The sequence below is a fragment of the Acidovorax benzenivorans genome, from assembly GCF_028680575.1.
Classification (GTDB): domain Bacteria; phylum Pseudomonadota; class Gammaproteobacteria; order Burkholderiales; family Burkholderiaceae_C; genus Acidovorax; species Acidovorax benzenivorans.
The window spans coordinates 40,089-60,640 of the sequence record NZ_JAPCKI010000014.1 but is presented as its reverse complement, the minus strand read 5'-3'; the positions used below and the strand labels follow the sequence as shown (position 1 = coordinate 60,640).

Annotated in this window: 21 protein-coding genes and 1 riboswitch; of the genes, 5 read left to right on the top strand and 16 right to left on the bottom strand. The window is 62.6% G+C overall.

Annotated elements, in window-relative coordinates; genetic code table 11:
• Position 1: 1 nt before the first annotated feature.
• Positions 2 to 240: riboswitch (cobalamin riboswitch) on the bottom strand.
• Between the two features lie 167 nt (positions 241 to 407).
• The 3 genes from OIN59_RS19355 (at position 408) to OIN59_RS19345 (ending at position 2,208) form a co-directional block, all read left to right on the top strand.
• The gene (locus OIN59_RS19355) at positions 408 to 632 is read left to right on the top strand and encodes a hypothetical protein (RefSeq protein ID WP_015014799.1); all 225 of its coding nucleotides are present in this window, start codon (positions 408 to 410) and stop codon (positions 630 to 632) included.
• On the top strand, positions 629 to 1,000 hold the full coding sequence (locus tag OIN59_RS19350) for a cell division protein ZapA (protein ID WP_274112892.1): 372 nt from the start codon (positions 629 to 631) through the stop codon (positions 998 to 1,000). The genes OIN59_RS19355 and OIN59_RS19350 overlap by 4 nt, the downstream gene beginning before the upstream one ends.
• Before the next feature lie 392 nt (positions 1,001 to 1,392).
• A complete protein-coding gene (locus OIN59_RS19345; RefSeq protein WP_274112890.1) occupies positions 1,393 to 2,208 on the top strand; it encodes a sulfite exporter TauE/SafE family protein in 816 nt (271 codons plus the stop codon).
• A gap of 68 nt (positions 2,209 to 2,276) precedes the next feature.
• Here OIN59_RS19345 and OIN59_RS19340 read toward each other — a convergent pair whose 3' ends face one another.
• The 4 genes from OIN59_RS19340 to hemN all read right to left on the bottom strand — a co-directional run bounded on the left by OIN59_RS19340 (position 2,277) and on the right by hemN (position 8,394).
• Positions 2,277 to 4,721, bottom strand: a complete 2,445-nt coding sequence (locus tag OIN59_RS19340; RefSeq protein ID WP_274112888.1) for a sensor domain-containing protein — start codon at positions 4,719 to 4,721, stop codon at positions 2,277 to 2,279.
• Complete coding sequence (locus tag OIN59_RS19335) at positions 4,718 to 6,022, bottom strand: HD-GYP domain-containing protein (protein WP_274112887.1); 1,305 nt, start codon at positions 6,020 to 6,022, stop codon at positions 4,718 to 4,720. The genes OIN59_RS19340 and OIN59_RS19335 overlap by 4 nt, the downstream gene beginning before the upstream one ends.
• A gap of 246 nt (positions 6,023 to 6,268) precedes the next feature.
• Positions 6,269 to 7,006, bottom strand: coding sequence for a sulfite exporter TauE/SafE family protein (locus tag OIN59_RS19330; RefSeq protein WP_274112885.1), 738 nt, complete (start codon positions 7,004 to 7,006; stop codon positions 6,269 to 6,271).
• Between the two features lie 5 nt (positions 7,007 to 7,011).
• A complete protein-coding gene (gene hemN / locus OIN59_RS19325) occupies positions 7,012 to 8,394 on the bottom strand; it encodes an oxygen-independent coproporphyrinogen III oxidase (protein ID WP_274112883.1) in 1,383 nt (460 codons plus the stop codon).
• 189 nt (positions 8,395 to 8,583) lie between these two features.
• Between hemN and fnr the strand changes: the two genes are divergently transcribed.
• Positions 8,584 to 9,306 carry a fumarate/nitrate reduction transcriptional regulator Fnr gene (gene fnr, locus OIN59_RS19320; protein WP_274112881.1) on the top strand — a complete coding sequence of 241 codons (723 nt, stop codon included), beginning with the start codon at positions 8,584 to 8,586 and terminating at the stop codon, positions 9,304 to 9,306.
• A gap of 98 nt (positions 9,307 to 9,404) precedes the next feature.
• Here fnr and OIN59_RS19315 read toward each other — a convergent pair whose 3' ends face one another.
• From OIN59_RS19315 to OIN59_RS19275, 9 genes are all read right to left on the bottom strand, one after another.
• Positions 9,405 to 9,698 carry a hypothetical protein gene (locus tag OIN59_RS19315; RefSeq protein WP_274112879.1) on the bottom strand — a complete coding sequence of 98 codons (294 nt, stop codon included), beginning with the start codon at positions 9,696 to 9,698 and terminating at the stop codon, positions 9,405 to 9,407.
• A gap of 57 nt (positions 9,699 to 9,755) precedes the next feature.
• Positions 9,756 to 10,034, bottom strand: coding sequence for a FixH family protein (locus tag OIN59_RS19310; protein WP_274112877.1), 279 nt, complete (start codon positions 10,032 to 10,034; stop codon positions 9,756 to 9,758).
• 64 nt (positions 10,035 to 10,098) lie between these two features.
• Positions 10,099 to 11,544, bottom strand: a complete 1,446-nt coding sequence (gene ccoG, locus OIN59_RS19305) for a cytochrome c oxidase accessory protein CcoG (RefSeq protein ID WP_274112875.1) — start codon at positions 11,542 to 11,544, stop codon at positions 10,099 to 10,101.
• 83 nt (positions 11,545 to 11,627) lie between these two features.
• A complete protein-coding gene (gene ccoP, locus OIN59_RS19300) occupies positions 11,628 to 12,542 on the bottom strand; it encodes a cytochrome-c oxidase, cbb3-type subunit III (protein WP_274112873.1) in 915 nt (304 codons plus the stop codon).
• A 24-nt stretch (positions 12,543 to 12,566) separates the two neighbouring features.
• The gene (locus OIN59_RS19295) at positions 12,567 to 12,704 is read right to left on the bottom strand and encodes a CcoQ/FixQ family Cbb3-type cytochrome c oxidase assembly chaperone (RefSeq protein WP_015014811.1); all 138 of its coding nucleotides are present in this window, start codon (positions 12,702 to 12,704) and stop codon (positions 12,567 to 12,569) included.
• Between the two features lie 16 nt (positions 12,705 to 12,720).
• Positions 12,721 to 13,353: a cytochrome-c oxidase, cbb3-type subunit II gene (gene ccoO, locus OIN59_RS19290; RefSeq protein ID WP_274112871.1), complete on the bottom strand. Its 633-nt coding sequence runs from the start codon at positions 13,351 to 13,353 to the stop codon at positions 12,721 to 12,723.
• Between the two features lie 18 nt (positions 13,354 to 13,371).
• Complete coding sequence (ccoN, locus tag OIN59_RS19285) at positions 13,372 to 14,811, bottom strand: cytochrome-c oxidase, cbb3-type subunit I (RefSeq protein ID WP_274112869.1); 1,440 nt, start codon at positions 14,809 to 14,811, stop codon at positions 13,372 to 13,374.
• A gap of 64 nt (positions 14,812 to 14,875) precedes the next feature.
• Complete coding sequence (gene ccoS, locus OIN59_RS19280) at positions 14,876 to 15,013, bottom strand: cbb3-type cytochrome oxidase assembly protein CcoS (RefSeq protein ID WP_274112867.1); 138 nt, start codon at positions 15,011 to 15,013, stop codon at positions 14,876 to 14,878.
• A complete protein-coding gene (locus OIN59_RS19275) occupies positions 15,013 to 17,508 on the bottom strand; it encodes a heavy metal translocating P-type ATPase (protein WP_274113019.1) in 2,496 nt (831 codons plus the stop codon). The genes ccoS and OIN59_RS19275 overlap by 1 nt, the downstream gene beginning before the upstream one ends.
• Before the next feature lie 108 nt (positions 17,509 to 17,616).
• On the opposite strand from OIN59_RS19275, the gene OIN59_RS19270 reads away from it, so the two are divergent.
• Complete coding sequence (locus OIN59_RS19270; RefSeq protein WP_274112865.1) at positions 17,617 to 18,060, top strand: universal stress protein; 444 nt, start codon at positions 17,617 to 17,619, stop codon at positions 18,058 to 18,060.
• Positions 18,061 to 18,182: 122 nt separating this feature from the next.
• Here the strand turns inward: OIN59_RS19270 and OIN59_RS19265 are convergent, their stop codons facing one another.
• From OIN59_RS19265 to OIN59_RS19255, 3 genes are read right to left on the bottom strand one after another with little or no spacing between them, the layout of a single operon-like run.
• Positions 18,183 to 18,896 (bottom strand): ABC transporter ATP-binding protein, encoded by a 714-nt coding sequence (locus OIN59_RS19265; protein ID WP_274112863.1) that lies wholly within the window; start codon positions 18,894 to 18,896, stop codon positions 18,183 to 18,185.
• On the bottom strand, positions 18,893 to 19,663 hold the full coding sequence (locus tag OIN59_RS19260) for an ABC transporter ATP-binding protein (protein WP_274112861.1): 771 nt from the start codon (positions 19,661 to 19,663) through the stop codon (positions 18,893 to 18,895). Before OIN59_RS19260 ends, OIN59_RS19265 begins: the two co-directional genes overlap by 4 nt.
• On the bottom strand, positions 19,660 to 20,541 hold the full coding sequence (locus tag OIN59_RS19255) for a branched-chain amino acid ABC transporter permease (protein ID WP_274112859.1): 882 nt from the start codon (positions 20,539 to 20,541) through the stop codon (positions 19,660 to 19,662). Before OIN59_RS19255 ends, OIN59_RS19260 begins: the two co-directional genes overlap by 4 nt.
• Positions 20,542 to 20,552 lie beyond the last annotated feature (11 nt).

Here is a 20,552-nt window from a genome sequence, read left to right as displayed (position 1 = left end):
GCACGCAGCCACCGTGTTGGCCGGTATCCGGGCTGGCAGAACACCCCCCCAATGCCTTCCCAGACGCTTGTTCAAGGCGCCCAGTGGCTTATGGATGGAGAGAGAATCAGTTGATTCGTCCGCTGACCGTTGCGGGGGCAGCGCAGGCTGGGCGTGTACCGGTGGTACGGCGCCTCCCTGCTTCCCGTTGAACTGCGGCATGTGAACCACACCGCGAGCACCAACAGCGGGATTTTACGACCGTTTACAAGCTGCCCCCAGTGCGCCAGACCACGCGATCGGATCAGCATGGCCCCCGCGTGGCCAAGCACCGCAGGCAGCGCCCCGGCGTATGTTGCACATTGCGCAACACAGCGGCCTGCTGCCAGGGCCCGGCCCGTGTCACACAGCCTACAATCCGAGGCTGTATGGCAATACCGTCCCCCACCGACCAGATCGCCGAGCGCGTGGAGCGCCTGCTGCTGCGACATGCGGAGCTGCAGCGCACCAATGCCCTGCTCGCTGATCAAGTTGCGGCACTGACGCAGGAGCGCGATTCGCTCAAATCCCGCTTGAGCGCAGCACGCGCCCGGGTGGATGCCCTGCTCGAACGTCTGCCCGCTGCCGCGCCGCTCACGAAAGAAGCCGAATGAAGCAAATCGAGGTGCAGATCCTGCAGCAAAGCTATCTGCTGACCTGCCCCGAGGGCCACGAAAGCCGCCTGCTGGATGCTGTGGAGCGCGTGGACACCGCCATGACGCGCATCCGCGATGCGGGCAAGGTCCGGGCGCGGGAACGCATCGCCGTGCTGGCCGCCCTGAACCTGGCCTTCGAGATCGCCGACCGCGAAGCGGCAGACCTTGCGGCCGCAGCCCAACCAGTGGCAAGCCCATCTGCCAGTGCCAGCGCACCGGCGGCGGGGCACCAGGAAAGCCTGCTGCCCGATACCGACCAGCAGCGCCTGCAAAGCCTGGTCCAGCGCCTGGACAGTGCTTTGGGTGACGACGGGCGCCTGCTTTAGTCCTTGGCGTGCTGTGGCACACCGTTCTCTTACCCGTCCGTCACAGCTGCTTGCGGGCTTTACATGACCCCGAGTGCGCAGCGCCCGCTGGCAGCACCTACAATTGACGGGTCTGCGAAGCTGTCGGGCTTTATATTTCCTTGAACCAATGCTCATTGAGCTCGGGCTTGGTACATCGTCCGGTGAGCGTGATCATCTCGCGTCAGATGAACCCAACGCCAGGCTGCCCTCGCCCACCTGAACCCCCGGTTCAGGATGAGAGTTCGGTGGCATTCGCAGACACCCTCTTCCCCATGCCCTGTCATTGCAAGCACCTGCTGCTGCGTCCGTGACAGGGCATTTTTCGCGGCTCTCCGCGCGCTCTGTTGTCCTTTGTTGCCTGATATCCCGCCATGCTCGATCCCTTGCTGATTGTTGAACTCGGTGTGCTCGGCTTGGCCACTGGTTTTCTGGCGGGTCTGCTGGGCATTGGTGGCGGCATGCTGCTGGTGCCGTTCCTGACCTACATCCTGGGCGCGCGGCAGGTGGGGCCCGACCTGGCGGTGAAGATGGCGATTGCCACGTCGATGGCCACCATCATGTTCACCTCCATCTCCAGCGTGCGAGCCCATCACCGGCGCGGCGCCGTGCGGTGGGACATCGTCAAGCGCCTGGCGCCCGGCATTGTGCTGGGTGGGTTTATCGCCAGTCTGGGTGTGTTTGCGCTGCTCAAGGGCTCGTTCCTGGCGATCTTCTTCGCGCTGTTCGTGAGTTTCTCGGCCACGCAGATGTTCCTGGACAAGAAGCCTGCGCCCACGCGCCAGATGCCGGGCGGCGCAGGCCAGGTGGCGGCAGGCGGCGCGATCGGCTTTCTGTCCGGCCTGGTTGGTGCGGGCGGCGGTTTTGTCAGCGTGCCCTTCATGACCTGGTGCAATGTGCCTATCCACAATGCAGTGGCCACCAGTGCCGCGTTGGGGTTTCCCATTGCGCTAGCGAACGTAATTGGCTACGCCATTGGCGGGCAGAACGTGAGCGGCTTGCCGTCAGCGTCTCTGGGCTACATCTGGCTGCCGGCACTGGGGGTGATAGCCAGTTGCAGCGTGCTGACAGCGCCGCTGGGCGCCAAGGCGGCACACAACCTTCCCGTCAAGCAGCTCAAGCGCGTGTTTGCATCGCTGCTGTTTGGCCTTGCGGCCTATATGCTGTGGAAAGGCATTTCGGCCGCATAAGGCCGACACGAGGGCGGGCTGGTCGGCCCGGCACCGGCCGCAATCCTTGATCCCTGCGCGCCGGTCCTTCAGGTGCTCAGGGGTCGATGACGCCCTTGGGCCTTCAGCGGCAGCGGTTTGCTCAGCATGGCGCGAAACTGGTCCGCAGGCAACCCGGGCGCGCACAGAAAACCCTGATAGTGCTCACACTGCATTTGCTGCAGCACGGCCTGCTGGGTTTCGGTTTCCACGCCTTCGGCCACCACTTCAATGTGCATGGCGCGGCCCATGCTGATGATGGCGCTGACGATGGCCCGGTCGCCGTCATCGTCGGGCAAGCCACGCACAAAAGATTGGTCAATCTTGAGCTTGTGAATGGGAAGTTTCTTGAGATAGGCCAGGCTCGAATAGCCTGTGCCGAAATCGTCGATCGCCAGGCCAATGCCCAGATCAGCCAGCTCCCGCAAACGCTGCTCCATCTCCTGCGCGTCCTGCAGCAAGATGGTTTCCGTCAGCTCAAGCTCCAGCAAGGTGGGGGGCAACTGGTGCACCGCCAGCAGGCGCGTGATGCGATCCACAAAGTCGGGCTGGCGAAACTCCAGCGCCGACACGTTCACTGAAATCATGATGGGCGTGCCGCTGTGCATCCACAGCGCGGCCTCTCGCACCGCCTGCTCCATCACCCAGGCGCCCAGGGTCACGATGTAACCCGATTCTTCGGCCAGGGGAATAAACACGGCGGGCGACACCGCGCCAAACTCCGCATCCGTCCAGCGCAACAGCGCTTCGGCACCGGTGATGCGCCCGGTCGCCATGTTGACCTGGGGCTGGTAGTACACCGCCATGCGCTGCAAGCCCAGCGCCTGGCGCATGGCGTGCTCCATCTGCATGCGTGCGAGCAGGTTGGCGTTCATCTGTGGCTGATAGAAGCCATAACTGCCGCGCCCACGCTCCTTGACCCGGTACATCGCGGTATCAGACTGCTTGATGAGGTCGTCCAGCGTAGTGCCATCTTGCGGGTACAGCGCAATGCCGATACTGCACTGGATCGAAAAGCCCATGCTGTCGAGCATGAAGGGCTTGAGCATGTCGTCCAGAATCCGGCGCGCCACGCTTTCGGCCACCGAAGCATCGCCGCCGTGCAGGTAGATGACAAATTCATCTCCTCCCAAACGGCACAGCATGTCGGTCTGCCGCAAACAGGTCTGCAGCCGCTCGGCCACGAGCTGCAGCACCCGGTCCCCAAAGGGATGCCCCAGGGAATCATTGATGATCTTGAAGCGGTCCATGTCAAGGAACAGGATCGCAAAGCCGGTATCGCTCTGGCGTGCCCCTTGAATGGCGGTGTCCACGCGCTGCGAAAGCAGCAAGCGGTTGGGCAGACCGGTGAGGGCGTCGCTGTAGGCCAGTTCTTCGATCCGCTTTTGTGCGGCATGCTGCAGTGTGAGGTCGCGCATGAAGCCGATGCTCTGCACCAACCGTCCTTCGTCATCACGCAAGGCCACCCACGACAACTGGACCGCACAGTACGCACCGTTATCACGGGGCAACCACAACTCGCCTTCCCAAAAGCCATCCTGGGCCCAGCCTCGCAGCACCTGCTCCATGAACGAAGCATCCGAGCCACCGCCAAAGAGCGAGGCAGCCACACAGCCTTCAAAACCCTTGGCGGCGGGCCCCACCAGGCGCTCACACCCGGGGTTCATACGCATGATGCGGTGTTGACTGTCTGCGATAAAAATCGCATCCAGGCTGGACTCGAACACGCGCGCCGCCAAGCGCAGGCTCGCCTGGGTCTCCGTCTGGCGGGTGATGTCTCGGAACGAATACACCCGTCCCACCGCGCGGCCCTGACTGAACTGCGGCACCGTACGCATCTCTAGCACCACGCCGTTGCGCAGTTCGACGATATCGGTGCTCTCCTGCATGGGCTCGCGGTCGATAGCGGCCAAGCGCTCTGCATACAAGCGGGCGTCTGCCACCTGGCCCGCCATGAAGGCGTAAACCACCGCATCGTCACGCTCCAGCAGCAGTTGGCGCGGCAGGCTCCACAGTTGCGCTAGACGCTGGTTGAAAGCACGCACCCTGCGGTCCAGCCCACACACCAGCATGCCATCGGCAGCAGAATCCAGGGTAGCTCGCAGCTCAGAAAGCAGCGTCTCCAGCTCGCGTTCAGTCGCCTCTTGACTGCTGCGGTCCAACATGGTCAGCAGCAGCGCACTGCCACCATCATCCCCCCAGGGTACGCGCCTGACACAACGCTGCACCGGCACCAAGGTGCCATCGGCACGCAGCAAGCTGGTGTGGGCGGGAACCCCCTGGGCAATCACATCGGCCGGCTCAGACCAAAAGGCCAGTTCTTGGGGCGTATTGGCCAGATCAAGTACAGACTGCCCCCGCATGGCGGCAGCCGGACGTTCTGTGAGTCGCTCTGCGCCTGCATTGGCTTGCAAAATGCGCTGACTCGCTTCATCCAGCACCCACACGGCCTCCTGCAGGCCATCCAGCCATCCGAGCGATTGCAGATCGTTCACGCCGCAGCCTCGTCAGGGCCGGGACTGACCGCTCGCTCAAAAAAGTAACAGATCCGCTGCCGGGGCGACAAATAGTCCAGCGCGTCACGCGGCAACTGAGCGGGCTTGAGGCTGCGCCGTATGCCCAGTTCCGGCACGGTTTCCAGATCCAGAATCGGTGCCTCGTCCTTAGGAACGCGCGGGTCGTGCACGATGACCTTGGGCCGCAGAGGCCGTGACGAATTGACAGACGCCACGATGGCATACCGGTCGTTGACCAACTGCACGATGGAGCCGGGCGGGTACACACCCATCATACGAATGAAAGCCCCCAGAACCACCGAGTCAAACCGCGCCTTGAGCTGAGCAAAGATCACGGAGAGCGCTTCATGCGGCGTGAGCGCCGTCACTCCCATGGCCGGGTTGCACATCCGGTCGTACTGGTTGACCAGGGCCAGGACCTGGCTCATGCGCCCCAGATCAGGCCCCTTCAGGCGCTGGGGGAAACCGCTGCCGTCACACATCTCGTGGTGCCGGGCCACCGCAGTCAGTACCGCGTCGGGGAACCCCATGCGTTTGGCCAAGGCCACGGACTCCGCCACGTGGGTCTCGTAACGCGTACGCTCCATGGGGATCATGGAAGGAGTGGGCTGGCGCAAGTTGGGCGGTAGCTTGAGCTTGCCAATATCGTGAATCAGCGCAGCCACGCCCAGGTCGTGCAGCTCCTCGCTCTTCATGCCCAGGGAACGCCCCAGCAACAACGAGATCACCATCACGTTGATGGGGTGCAAACCGTTACGCTCACCCACACCTTCGGACAGCAGCCGGATGACGGAGTCACCGTTTTCCAGCAGTTCAGTGACACACCCGGAGACTAGCGCCTCGCCCTTTTCCCTGGCTTGGTCCGGGTGCTCGGACACCGTGCGCTCCATGGCCTGGTATTGCCGGGTTGCCTCTGAAAACCGCTGATTGCAAGCGGCCAAGGCTCGGTTTTGCGCCTCCAGCAGTTCGCGGCGCCTCTGCGCTTCCAGGTCCACGACAACGCCACTCCCCGGTCTGGGTGAATCAAGACCATTGGGGGGAAGGTCTGTCATCTCGGGCACGCTCCAGGCAGCTGGCACCAGCTCCTGTAGTTCAGGATCGCTCTTTTTGGGGACGTAACGCACCTCGGTCAGCCCCAACTCTCGCAGAGTGGCGATCTGCTCTGCCGACGCCACCCTGAAACTGCTGGTCGGGAACGGATGGTGCATCCAGCCCACATCGAGCTGGATGTACATGCCGACACGCAATTGGCTGATGTCGATGAGGATGGATGAGTTCACTTCAGGCGCACGATACATGGCGACATCAATGCCACCAATAGTTACGCAGATTATCACCAGTTCCAGCAGCACGGCGAAGAACCAACGGGCCGCGCGGCGATCCGGCAACACTCCGGCAACATTTCGTCGTAGCCGGGCCCACACTGGCGGCTTAGGCAGTCCCCAGAAAGGATGCCGCCTCGCCTCAGTCGGCCTCGCCGAAAAAAGGAACCACTCGAACCTAAAACTGCGGGCTCAACGTGCCGATCAACGGCACCAGAGCGACGGCTTGTAAATCAGATCCATCCACAGCGCCCAGGCGGCTACCGCACACAGCATGCCTCCCGCAACTCGGGTGCCCCACTGCGCCCGCGCCAGGTTCAGACGGCTGCGAAGCCTGCTCCATGCCCAGGGGCCGCTCACCAGCCACACACCACTGCCCACGGCAAACAATGCCATGGTCAGAGCCCCCTCAAGCGCTCCGCCACTGAGCGCCGCCACCAACAAGGCCGAATACAACAGTCCACAAGGCATCAGCGCCCACAAGACTCCAGCTGCCATCACCCCGCCTGGGGCGCCCACCAACGGACGAACACGAGCCCACACCGAACGGCCAGCCTGCTCGACCCAGACAGGCTGGCGCGACTGCACCATCATCATGAGCCCCCAGGCCATCACCGCCACATGCATGAGTGTCCAGACGGGTCGCAGCGCGGTGGTCTGCTGGGTCAGCCATGCGAGACTGTCCATAGCCAAGGCAGCCATCGCTCCAGCGCTCGCATATCCCACCAAGCGCCCAATGTGGAAGGCCACCGTCCGCTGTACCACACCACCACGCGGCGTCCAATGCACTACCTGCTCAGTACCTTCCGCCCGCTGGTCAGCACCCGGGCTGCCACCACCCTGCCCCACCAGTGCACCACAGGGCGCGGAGCACATGGCCAAGCAGTGGGACCCGCCAGCAAGCCCCATGAGCAAAGCAGTCCAGCCAACCGTTGCGAGCATAGGTGTCAGATGATGCGCGAAAACCGGGCGCGGTTGCGGTCTGCCTGCAGATACCGGTCAAAGACCATGGCGATACCGCGTACGAAGAACCATCCGGTGGCGGTCACTTCAATGCCCTCCGGCCCCACCTGTACCAACCCCTGCTCCTGCATGCCTTCCAGCTGAGCCAACTCGGCCGCGAAATACTGGCGAAAATCGATCAGCCACGCCTGCTCCATCGGCTCGAACAGCAACTCACCCTGGCACATCAGGGCCATGATGGCCGCACGGCGCACCAGGTCGTCCCGCGTCAGGGCCAGCCCGCGCACCACGGGCAGTCGCCCCTGGTCGAGGAAGTCGTAGTATTCGTCCAGCGTCTTGGAGTTCTGGCTGTAAGTGGCCCCCACCCGACCGATGGCCGACACGCCCAGGCCAATCAGGTCGCAATCTGGCTGCGTGCTGTAGCCCTGGAAGTTGCGGTGCAAGCGCCCCTGGCGCTTGGCCACCGCCAGTGCGTCGCTAGGCAGCGCAAAGTGGTCCATGCCCACGTAGACATACCCTGCGTTCATGAACGCATCGAGAGAGCGCGACAACATGGACAACTTGCTGGCGCCCGTGGGCAGTTCGGCCGAGATGATGCGACGCTGGGGCTTGAAGCGCTCTGGCAAGTGGGCATAGGCATATAGGGCAATGCGGTCTGGCCGCAACTGGGCCACTTGTGCCAGCGTGCGATCAAAAGACTCTGGCGTCTGGCGCGGCAAGCCGTAGATCAGATCCACATTCACCGAATCAAAGCCCAGCGAGCGGGCGGACTCCACCAGCGCAAAGACCTGTTCGGCCGGCTGGATGCGGTGCACAGCCTTCTGCACCTCGGCATCAAAGTCCTGCACACCAAAACTCAAGCGGTTAAAGCCCAGTTCCGCCAGCAGCGCCAAGCGCTCGGGATTGACCGTACGCGGATCCACTTCGATCGAGTATTCACCCCCAGGCGCCAGCGTGAAGCTGCGCTTGAGCATGGCCATCAGTTCTCGCAAACCAGCGTCCGAGAGAAAGGTCGGCGTACCGCCCCCCAGGTGCAGCTGACTCACTACCTGCCCCACGCCACAGTGGGCAGTATGCAGGTCGATCTCCCGACTCAGGTAGCGCAAGTAGACCTCAGCGCGGTCGTGGTGCTTGGTGATAATCTTGTTGCAGGCGCAGTAGTAGCACAGCGACTCGCAAAACGGAATGTGCACGTACAAGGACAACGGCATGGCCTTGGCCACCGTACCGGAACGGCGTTGCTGGAGCGCCAGCACATAGTCTTCCTGACCAAACGCCTCCACAAAGCGGTCGGCCGTTGGATACGAGGTATAACGGGGGCCTGGCACGTCAAAGCGGCGCAGAAGGTCTGGCGAAACAGCAGTCATGGGGAAATTTCCTTGCGTACACCTTGACTGTGCCGTAGGCTCTGGAACACGTCCTTGACCTGCATCAAGTGAACCCACAAGCGATACGGCGACAATTTGATGAAGGTCAGCCGCTCGCCCGCACAGTGCTTTCAGGTTCATGCGCGGCAAGCGCGATATGCTCGGCCACCAACCCAAGTCCAAGTGTCTATGAATCCGCTCTCCATCAAAGTCGCCTGCTCCAACTGCAATCTTCGGGAGTTGTGCATGCCCGTGGGCTTGAACGAAGAGCAATTACAGCGCATCGACGAGGTGGTTGCCGTCCGTCGCAAGATCAAGCGCGGCGGCACGCTGTTTCGCAATGGCGAGTCCTTCACCTCGCTCTATGCGATCCGCACCGGATTCTTCAAGACTTGCGTGGCCACCGAAGACGGTCGCGATCAGGTCACCGGGTTTCAGATGGCGGGCGAGATCATCGGGCTCGATGGCATCGTCAATGACCACCATACCTGCGATGCGGTGGCCCTTGAGGACGCGGAGGTCTGCGTCATGCCGTTTGACCGTATCGAAGAGCTGTCACGCGAAGTCACAGCCTTGCAGCACCATGTGCACAAGATCATGAGCCGTGAGATCGTGCGCGAGCATGGTGTGATGCTTCTGCTGGGCAGCATGCGCGCCGAAGAGCGTCTGGCAGCCTTCTTGCTCAACTTGGTACAGCGCCTGCATGCACGGGGCTTCTCTCAGTCAGAACTGGTGCTGCGGATGACGCGTGAAGAAATTGGTAGCTACCTGGGCCTCAAACTCGAAACGGTCAGCCGCACGTTTTCCAAGTTTGTGGAGGAAGGTATCGTGGAGGTCAAGCAGCGCCACGTTCGCATCCTCGATACCGATGCGTTGCGGCGGATTGTGAACAGCCAGCAGACCTGCCACTGAGCACTGAACACGGAGCCCCCACGTCAAGAGAAGGGGCGACGTCAGGTTCGCGCCACCCCACAGGGCATGCAGCGCGCGCCCTGAATTAGTGAAAAAACTCAGGGGCAGGACGATGTCTTGCGGCAATCGTCGGGCCGTTCTCCATCGGGCACCGGACACCGGTTGACCTCAAACGGCGACATGGACAGCAGCGTCGTCAACGCGCTGGTGGCCATCGTGATAACCCAGAACACAAAAAATGCGAGGGTGTACACGCCCTGTCGCGACAACGCCAGAGGTTGCCCAAACCAATGCAGGTCTTGGGGGTCCACCATGGCAAAAACCAGCATCTCCAGCACGCCTGCCATCAAGAAGGCGGGCCATGCAATCCACATCAGACGTTGCGTCCACATATCAGTTTTGTCTCCTGGTGCTGCCTGGGGTCGATCACGGGTGCGACCGCAAGATTGTCAGCGTGGTTGATCTTGCACAGGGGTCGCGGCATGGTTGCGGGCCTTGAGGGCCGGTGCCAGGCTTTTTTCCGGCGCAACCAGGGTCTTGTTGATCTCGATACCCTGGCGGTAGTAATCCTCGGCCACCACCGGGTCGGGCCGCGAAATCGCCAGCCACAGCGTCACAAAGCCAGCCACGATCACGATCGCAGGACCGGCAATCACCAGCCACACATGGCCGAACTTCCACCAAGGTGCGGAAGCTGCCGGTGCAGCGATGGCAGGGTTTAAAGACATGGCGCTCAACTCCTCAACAATATCGATCAAAGTGCAGCCCTGACAGACCACACCGGGATGCCGCTCAACGCGGCACAAGGAACACGGATTTTTCCGTTACGTGGGCAGCGGCCCCCACGGCCTGCACGTCAAACTGAACCGCATGCGAGCCCGGCGTGGCGGAGCCGTACGGAACTTGCAAACGCACGGCCACCCAGCGCGACTCTGCGGCGCCAATATCCACTTCAGCCTCAGAGGCCACTTCCAGCCCCTCCAGACCACGCGCACTGATGCGGTAGCGCTGCCCGCCCTCGGTGGCATTCATGATCTGCAGTCGGTAAATGTTCTCCAGCTTGCCGCCCGCCACAATGCGCGAGAGCGCAGCGCGATCACGCACCACGTCCACCTTCAGCGGCGTACGCACCACCAGACTGGCCAGCATGGCCACGCACAGACCCACCAACACAGCGCTGTAGATCAGCACCCGGGGACGCAACACACGGCGCAACATCTGAGACTGCGTCCAGCGCTTGGCCACGCCGTTCTGGGTGGAATAGCGGATCAGCCCGCGCGGATACTGCATCTTGTCCATCACCGTGTTGCACGCATCCACGCACAGACCACAACCGATGCATTCGTACTGCAGCCCCTTGCGAATATCGATACCCACCGGACAGACCTGCACGCACAGCGAGCAGTCAATGCAGTCGCCCAACCCCTGGGCCTTGTAGTCGATGTTCTTCTTGCGCGGGCCGCGCTGCTCGCCCCGTTCGGGGTCGTAGGTGACGATCAGCGTGTCCTTGTCAAACATCGCACTCTGAAAGCGCGCATAGGGGCACATGTACTTGCAGACCTGCTCACGCATGAAGCCTGCGTTGCCATAAGTGGCGAAACCGTAGAACAGCACCCAGAAAATCTGCCAGCCGCCCTGGAACGCCAGCAACTCACTACCCAGCTCGCGGATGGGCACGAAGTAGCCCACAAAGGTGAACCCGGTCCACAGGGCCACCACAATCCATACCACCTGCTTGAAAAACTTCTTGCGAATCTTCTCAAACGTCCAGGGACCATTGTCCAGACGAAGGCGGGCACTGCGATCCCCTTCGATCTTGTGCTCGATCCACATGAACATTTCGGTGTATACCGTTTGCGGGCAGGCAAAGCCGCACCACAAGCGCCCCGCCACAGCGGTGAACAGGAACAGCGACAGCGCCGAAATGATCAAGAGACCGGTGAGGTAGATGAAATCCTGCGGGTACAGCACCAGACCGAAGATGTAGAACCTGCGGGCGCCCAGGTCAAACAGCACCATCTGGCGCTGCCCCCACTCAAACCATGGCAATCCATAAAACACCAGTTGGGTAAGAAACACCATGCCCCAACGCCAGCGCGCAAACAGACCGCTGATGGAGCGCGGATAGATCTTCTTTTGCGCTTCGTACAACGAGATGATTTCCCCCGATGAAGATGCATCAGAGGCGACTGGCGTGATCGGGATGACCTTGCGAGCGGGCTCGCTGGGTGTACTCATGGTGTCGCTTTATGGATGTAGACGTAGGATGTGCCGCTCAGAACCAAACCGGAAGGTACGTCAGGCACCTTCCGGCAGCCAGGTCAGCGTGCTGCCACCGGCTTGTTCGACAAACCCCACACATAGGCAGAGAGTACGCCGATCTGTGCTTCGGTCAACTTTTCTGCCTGCGCAGGCATCTGGTTGACCTTGCCATTGTTGATCATGGCAGTGATAGCCGCTTCGCCCCAGCCATGCAGCCAGATGTCATCGGTCAGATTGGGCGCCCCCAGCGCCTGGTTGCCCTTGCCGTCCATGCCGTGGCAGGCGGCGCAAGCTGCAAACTTGGACTTGCCCAGCGAAGCACGCAGAGAGTCGTGGGGGCTGCCCGACAGGCTCAGCACGTAGTGCGACAGATTGCGCACATCCTCGGGGGTGCCCACGGCGGCTGCCATGGGAGGCATATTGCCAATGCGCCCCTTCTCCAGCGTCTCGCGAATCTTCTCGGGTGCGCCGCCATGCAGCCAGTCGTTGTCCGCCAGGTTCGGGAAGCCCTTGCTGCCGCGTGCATCCGAGCCGTGGCACTGCGCGCAGTTGTTCATGAACAAGCGCTCGCCAATGGCATGGGCCTGCGGGTCCTTCGCCACGTCTTCGGGCTTCATGGATGCAAAGCGGGCGTACAGCGGCTCCAGTTCCGTCTTGGCCTTGGCCATTTCGGCTTCGTACTCGCCCTTTTGCGTCCAATTGAGTTTGCCGGTGAAGGTACCCAGACCAGGGTACGCAGCCAGGTAGCCCAAGCCAAAGACGATGGTGATGACAAACAGCCACACCCACCAGCGCGGCAGGGGGTTGTTCATCTCGACCAGGTCCTCGTCCCAGACGTGGCCGGTGGTGTTGTCGGAGGTGGCTGCGACCTTCTTGCGGCCGGCCATCCAAAGCAGGATGGCGCAGGCGATGATGCCGACCAAGGTCAGCGTGGTCACAAAGACCGACCAGAAATTGCTGGTGAAGTCACTCATGGGGTGTTCTCGTTCTGGTGAAGGTCAATCTGTCTCGAAGGGCAGCTGGGCTGCCTCGTCGAACCGGGCCTTGTTGCGGCCCCTGTAGGCCCAGACCCAGATGCCAATGAAGCAGGCCATCGACGCCAGGGTGGCGACGATGCGCATGGTGGTGATGTCCATGGGATATCTCCTTCGCTTACTTGAGCGCACGGCCCATGATTTGCAGGTAGGCGATCAGGGCATCCTGCTCGGTCTTGCCCTTGACATCGGCGGCGGCGGCAGCGATTTGCTCGTCGGTATAGGGCACGCCGACGGTGCGCAGTGCCTTCATGTGAGGCGCCATCGCACTGGCGTCCACCTGGTTCTTTTCGAGCCAGGGGTAGGCAGGCATGTTGGACTCCGGCACCACATCGCGTGGGTTGTTCAGGTGGATGCGATGCCATTCGTCGCTGTACTTGCCGCCCACGCGGTGCAGGTCAGGGCCCGTGCGCTTGCTACCCCATTGGAAGGGGTGGTCATACACAAACTCACCTGCCACCGAGTAGTGGCCATACCGCAGCGTCTCGGCGCGGAAGGGGCGGATCATCTGTGAGTGGCAGTTGTAGCAGCCTTCGCGGATGTAGATGTCGCGGCCAGCGAGTTGCAGAGCGTTGTAGGGCTCCACACCCTTGACAGCCTCGGTGGTGGACTTCTGGAAGAACAGCGGCACGATCTCCACGATGCCGCCAATGGCAATCACCAGAAGGATCAGCACGATCATCAGGAAGTTGTTGGTTTCTACCTTTTCATGGGAGAAACCGGTCGAAGCAGATGTGTTGTTGTTGGACATGAATAATCTCCTTCGGACTCAAGCGTGGGCCGCGTTCACTGCAGGAATGGCCACCTTGACCGAGCGACCCGAGATAGCAGTCAGCCACACGTTCCAGGCCATGACCACCATGCCGCCCAGGTACAGCAAGCCACCCGCCACACGGATCACATAGAAGGGATAGGTGGCCTTCACGCTTTCCACAAAGGTGTAGGTGAGCGTGCCGTCGGGGTTGATCGCGCGCCACATCAGGCCCTGCATCACACCGGCAATCCACATTGCGGCGATGTACAGCACGATGCCGATAGTGGCCATCCAGAAGTGCAGTTCAATGGCCTTGATGGAGTGCATCTTTTCACGGCCAAACAGGCGGGGCACCAGGTAGTACAGCGAACCCATGGAGATCAGGCCCACCCAGCCCAGGGCACCAGAGTGCACGTGGCCCACGGTCCAGTCGGTGTAGTGGCTCAACGCGTTGACGGTCTTGATGGACATCATCGGACCTTCGAACGTGGACATGCCATAGAACGACAGCGACACGATCAGGAAGCGCAGGATGGGGTCGTCACGCAGCTTGTGCCATGCGCCCGACAGGGTCATGATGCCGTTGATCATGCCACCCCAGCTGGGAGCCAGCAGGATGAGCGAGAACACCATACCCACCGATTGCGTCCAGTCAGGCAGCGCCGTGTAGTGCAGGTGGTGTGGGCCTGCCCACATGTAGGTGAAGATCAGCGCCCAGAAGTGGACGATGGACAGGCGATAGCTGTACACCGGACGGCCAGCCTGCTTGGGGATGAAGTAATACATCATGCCCAGAAAGCCCGCCGTCAGGAAGAAGCCCACGGCATTGTGGCCGTACCACCATTGCACCATGGCATCCTGCACACCGGCATAGGCCGAGTAGCTCTTCATCATGCCCGCAGGGATGGCGGCACTGTTCACCAGGTGCAGCAGAGCCACGGCCAGAATGAAGGCACCAAAGAACCAGTTGGCCACATAGATGTGCTTGACCTTGCGGATCCCAATGGTTCCGAAGAACACGATGGCGTAGGACACCCAGACCAGCGTGATCAGGATGTCGATAGGCCATTCGAGTTCAGCGTATTCCTTGCCTTGGGTATAGCCCATGGGCAGGCTGACCACCGCTGCCGCGATGACCAGCACCCAGCCCCAGAAGGTAAAGGCAGCCAAGGGACCGGCAAAAAGCCGGACCTGGCAGGTGCGCTGCACCACGTAGTAGCTGGTGGCAAACAGCGCGCTGCCGCCAAAACCAAAGATCACCGCATTGGTGTGCAAAGGTCGCAAGCGGCCATAACTGAGCCAGGGAATGCCAAAGTTGAGTTCTGGCCAGGCCAACTGGGCGGCGATGATGACGCCTACCAGCATGCCGACCACCCCCACCACCACGGCCAGGATAGAGAACTGCCGCACTACCGTATCGTTGTAGTGCGCAGCATTTGTTTTTGGAAAATCCATCGGGCACCTCTTTATATTGCAGTAAGAGTTTGTTGCAGTCGCGGCTATCGGGCATTGACACAAGTCAACCGTCTCGGAGAATGCGCTCCCCCTCTTGTTCGACGCTCTCGAATTGGCCGCGGTACACCGCCCACCACAAGCCTCCGAGAATCAAGAGCACCAGCATCACGGACAGCGGAATCAACAAATATAGGATGTCCATCAGACGGGCTCCAGGGTTGTCTTTGAAAGATGCAGGGGCGGCTGCGTTGCGCTGCCAACCACCGAGTCCAGGTGCGCAGGCGCAGCGCCTTCCTCAGGGTGCGACCCCTGCAAGGAAGGCAGGTCGCGCGCCAGGCGCGCGGCATTGAGCACCACCAGCAGCGAACTGAGCGCCATGCCCAATCCGGCCAGCCAGGCGGGCATCCAGCCCGCTACCGCCAGCGGCACGCACAGCGCGTTGTAGGCTGCAGCCCACCACAGATTTTGACGCACCACGCGCAAGGTGCGCCGTGCCAACAGCACCGTCTGCGGCACCAGCGCCAAGCTGCCCCCCAGCACCACAAAGTCTGCCCGCGACTGCGCCAACGGCACCGCGCGGCCAAACGCAAACGATACATGGGCCCCCGCCAGCACCGGGCCGTCATTGAGGCCATCGCCCACCATGGCCACATGGTGCCCCTCCAACTGCAGCGCCTGCAGGGCCGCCAGCTTGCCCTGCGGGTCGCACTCACCCTGGGCGCGGGCAATGCCCGCCTGCGCGGCCACCCGCTGCACAGCCCCCCGGCGGTCACCTGACAACAATTGCACGGCCACACCGTCCTGCTGCAACGCATGGACCACGGCCGAGGCCTCGGACCGCAGGTCTTCCACCAGATCGAAGCGGGCCAGTTCGTGCAGGGCGCCATCCGTCGTTTGTTCAGAAAGCACCACCTGCAGTGCAGCACTGCTGTCGCCAGTAGCAACACCCGCGTGGCTGGCAGAGCCGAGGCGGATCGTCCGAGGAGCCTGTCCTCCAGTGGCATCCTCCACGGTGGCGGTCAGCCCCAGACCCGCGTCTTCTTGCAGGCCAGTCACCTGCCAGCGCTCCAGCGGCACCTGCTGCGCAGCCGCCGCAGCCAATGCACGCGAAGCCGGGTGCATCGACTGGCGCGCCAAAGCGGCCGCCAAGGCCAGGGCATCGTCAGCGCGGCAGTCGCCCACCGTGTGAACAGCCTGCAGCGCCATACCGTCGCGGGTCAGCGTGCCCGTTTTGTCAAACACCATGGTGTCCACCTGGGCCAGTGCTTCCAACCCCTGCAGGTTGCGCACCAGCACGCCGTGGCGCGCCAGCGTACCTGCGGCGGTGAGCATGGCCACCGGGGTGGCCAGTGACAACGCGCACGGGCAGGTGACGATGAGTACCGCCACCGCCACCATCAGCGCATGCCCAGGGTCCGACGGCCACCAGTAGGCAGCAGCCAGGCCCGCCGCCAGCAACACCGCTACCAGGAAAGGCCGCGCAATGCGGTCAGCCAACTGGGCCAGGCGGGGTTTTTGCAGCGAGGCGCTTTCCATCAGCGCCACAATTTGCGCAAAACGAGTCTGCCCGCCCGTGCCTTCCACCAGCACCTCGACCGGCGACTGCAGGTTGTAGCTACCCGCCGTGACGGCACTGCCCACCGGGCGTGCCACGGGCGTGGACTCCCCCGTCAGCAAGGCCTCATCCGCGTATGTGTTGCCCACCGTGATGCGGCCATCGGCCGGAAACGCTTCGCCCGGCAGTACACGGATGGTGTCCCCCACCCCAATGCGCCGCGTGGCCACGCGGGTGAAGCCGCCATCCACCGCGCGCCGCTCCACACTGTCGGGCAAGCGGTTCATCACCGCCTCCAGCGCGCCCGCTGTGCGATCACGCAGGCGCAACTCCAGCCAACGGCCGGTGAGCAGGAAGAACACGAACATGGTCAGGGAGTCGTAGTACACCTCCTTGCCGAAGGTGCCTGCCGGGTCAAAGGTACCAGCCGTGCTGACCACAAAGGTGATCGCCATGCCCAGCGCCACAGGCAGGTCCATGCTGACCCGACGCAGGCGGATATCGCGCAGCGCGCTGGTAAAAAAAGGCCCGCAAGAAAAAACCACCACGGGCAGCGTGATGACCCATGAAGCCCAGCGCAGCAGTTGCTCCATCTCACCCGACAGGTCGCCCGGCTGCGCCACGTAGGCGGGCCACGCATACATCATCACCTGCATCATGCAAAAGCCCGCCACCAGCCAACGCCACAGCGCACGGCGGCTCTCGCGCAGGCGCTGGTCACGCGCAAACGCATCCATTGCGGGCATGGTACGGTAACCCGCGCGGTGCACTGCCTCCATCCATTGCGACGGCAAAACCCGGCCAGGTTGCCAAACCACGCGGGCCCGACGGGTGGCGGCGCTCACATCGGCCTGCACCACGCCCGGCACGGCTCGCAGGGCATCTTCAATCGTGAGGGCACAGGCAGCGCAGTGCATGCCCTCCAGCACCACATGGGAGTCCCACGCGGTGGATTCTGGGTCGACTGTGGCGCTATCGGCTGCGCCGCTGGGCAAAGGGTTGCCCGCAGGCGTGCAGGGGCGACCAAATGCCAGCCACTCCTGGGGGTCGTCCAGCAGTTCCACCCGCTGCGGCAGCAACGGGCTTGTCACGCTGTCAGGATGGGGCGCCGGAGCTGAAACCGGCGCACCGGGTTGAAACATGGACATGGGTCAAGCCTATCTGCGGGACATCGTCATTACATTGACCTGTATCAAGCCCTGGAACATGATTCATCCTAAGCTTGTTCCATCACTTTGAGGAGCCCTTTTATGTACAAACGCATCCTGATCGCTACAGACGGATCCCCCCTGTCGGACAAAGCAGTGGAACATGGCCTGTCGCTGGCCGCACTGACGGGCGCCACAGTGGTAGCCCTCAAGGTGGTGCCCCGTTACCCCCGCAGCTACTTTGAAGGTGGCATGCCGGTGGACATGAACGACGTCAAGCGCATCGAAGCCCAGTGGGGCGATACCGCACAGGCCATGGTCGATGGCGTAAAGGCCCAGGGCGGTGCGCAAGGCGTGACGGTAAAGGCCGTGATCGCCAAGTCCGACCTGGTCGCCGAGGCCGTGATTGCCGCCGCCAAGAAGCACAAGTGCGACCTGATTGTCATGGCATCGCACGGCCGCAAGGGCCTCAAGCGCCTGCTGCTGGGCAGCGAAACGCAGCATGTGCTGACGCATTCGCACATCCCTGTGCTGGTGCTGCGTTAAGCATAAAAACATGCTCTAGCGCTTATAAATAAAGCGCTAACAGCTATTAAATAAATAGCAAAACACCGAGAAGGCAAAGCGCCTGCTCGGTGTTTTGCATTTCCGGCTGAATCGCAGGCGACTCAGTGGTTGCCCAGGTAAAGCTGCGCCATGCGCTCATCGGCAAGCAGCCCCTGCGCTGGGCCCTGCAACACGCACCGCCCCTGGTCCAGGATGTAGCCCTGCTGGCTGATCTGCAGCGCCTGGCGCGCGCGCTGCTCCACCATCAGCACCGCCACGCCTGCGGCGGGCAGCTTCTGCACCATGTCAAACACCTTGCCGACGAGTGACGGCGCCAGCGCTGCCGTCGGTTCGTCCAGCACCATGATGCGCGGCGACGGCATGAGAGCCCGCGCGAAGGCGAGCTGCTGGCGCTCGCCGCCCGAGAGGTTGCTGGCGGGCTGAGGCAATCGTTCCACCAGCGCCGGAAAGTCGGCCAGCACCTCGTCCATGCGGCGCTTGATGTTTGCCACGCCGCGCACCACCAGCAGGTTCTCGCGCACGGTGAGGGACGGGAACACATTGGCCACCTGCGGCACATAGGCCAGCCCGGCGTCAAACCGGTCTTCGGCCGACAGGGCCGTGATGTCGCGCCCACCCAGGTGGATGGTGCCCGCCACGCGCGGCAGCAGGCCCAGCAACGCCTTCACCAGGGTGGACTTGCCTGCGCCATTGGTGCCCGCAATGGTCACGATCTCGCCCGGCGCCACGGCCAGGTCGATGCCGTGGATGATGTCCACCTCGGAATACCCGCCGCGCAATTGCGCGATCCGCAGCAAGTTGTCTGCACCGCTCATACCACCCCTCCCATATAGGCTTCCTGCACGCGCGGGTCGTCCAGCACGGTGTGCGGGTCGCCTTCGGCCAGGATGGAGCCCCGGTCCATCACGATCATTCGGTTCGACAACGACTTGAGCGCCTGCAGGTGGTGCTCGATCACGATGAACGCGATGCCCTGCCCGTTCAGCTCGCGCACGCGGTCACAAATCTCTTCGATCAGCACCGGGTTGACCCCGGCAAACGGCTCGTCCAGCAAAATGCAGCGCGGGTCCAGCATCAGCACGCGGCCCAGCTCCACCAGCTTCTTCTGGCCGCCCGACAAGCCACCCGCCTTCACGTCGCGCACCCGCGCCAGGTTCAAAAACTGCAGGATGCGGTCGGCCTTGACGGAGAGCTGCGCCTCGTGCTCGCGCAGGCTGCGCGTCTGGAAGAAGGCGTTCAGCAACCGCTCCCCTTGCGGGTTGGCGGCAGCCGCCATCAGGTTCTCGTGCACCGTGAGGCTCTTGAACTCGCGCGGAATCTGGAACGTGCGCACCAGCCCCAGCCGCGCCCGGCGGTACGGAGGCATGCGGGTGATGTCTTGACCTTCAAAATGAATCTGCCCCGCGTCCGCTGGCTGCTGCCCGGCAATGGCGGCAAACAGCGTGCTTTTGCCTGCACCGTTGGTGCCTGCAATGCCCAATATCTCGCCCGCCCCCAGTTGCAGCGACACCCCATCCACCGCCTTGAAGCCCCCAAACTGCCGCGTGACGGCGTCCACTTTCAGCATCGTTGTTGCGGTCATTGGGTTTTGCCTCCAAACAGGCCATTGGGCTTGTACAAGGTGACCAGGATCAGCGCCAGGCCCACCGCCGCCAGGCGCAGGCTGGCCATGCCGACTTCTGACACGCCCGGCACCCAGTCTTTGGCAAAGCGCGAGCCTTCCAGAAACACCATGAGCAGCAGCGATCCAAACACCGCACCGCGCACCGTGCCCGAGCCGCCCATCACCAGCCCCATCCACACGTAAAACGTGATGAGTGGGATGAACTGCTCTGGCGTGATGAAGGTAATGAAGTGCGCGTAAAACGCACCCGCCAGCCCGGCCAACGCCGCCCCCAGCATGAACACCTGCACCTTGAACCAGGCGGGGTCCTTGCCCAGGGCCGACAACGCGGGCTCATCGTCGCCAATGGCCTTGAGCAGCCGCCCAAACGGGCTGGCCGCCAGGCGCACCGTGCCCCAGGCCACCACAGCGACCATGGCCAGCAGCGTGGCAAAAATCGCCATGTCCGACACGCCACTGCCCCAGGACGCAAACAGCTTGGGCAAGCCGGGCAAGCCCTGCACGCCTTTGGTCAACCAGCTTTCTTGCTGGATGGAGATGCGCACCGCCTCCGAAAAGCCCAGCGTCACGATGGCCAGGTAGTCATCCCGCAGGCGCAGCGACAGCAGGCCAATGGGCAGCGCGAGCAAACCCGAGAGCACAGCCGCCGCCACAAAACACAGCACCAGCGGCACGCCTTGCAGCGCCAGCAGGCCGGATGTGTAGGCGCCCACAGCAAAGAACGCCACCACGCCAAAGTTGACCAGCCGGGTCAGGCCGAACTGCAGGTTCAGGCCCAGCGCCAGCAGGCAGTAGATAAGGGCAACGATGCCAATGGCACACAGGTAAGCAATCATGAATCGAACTC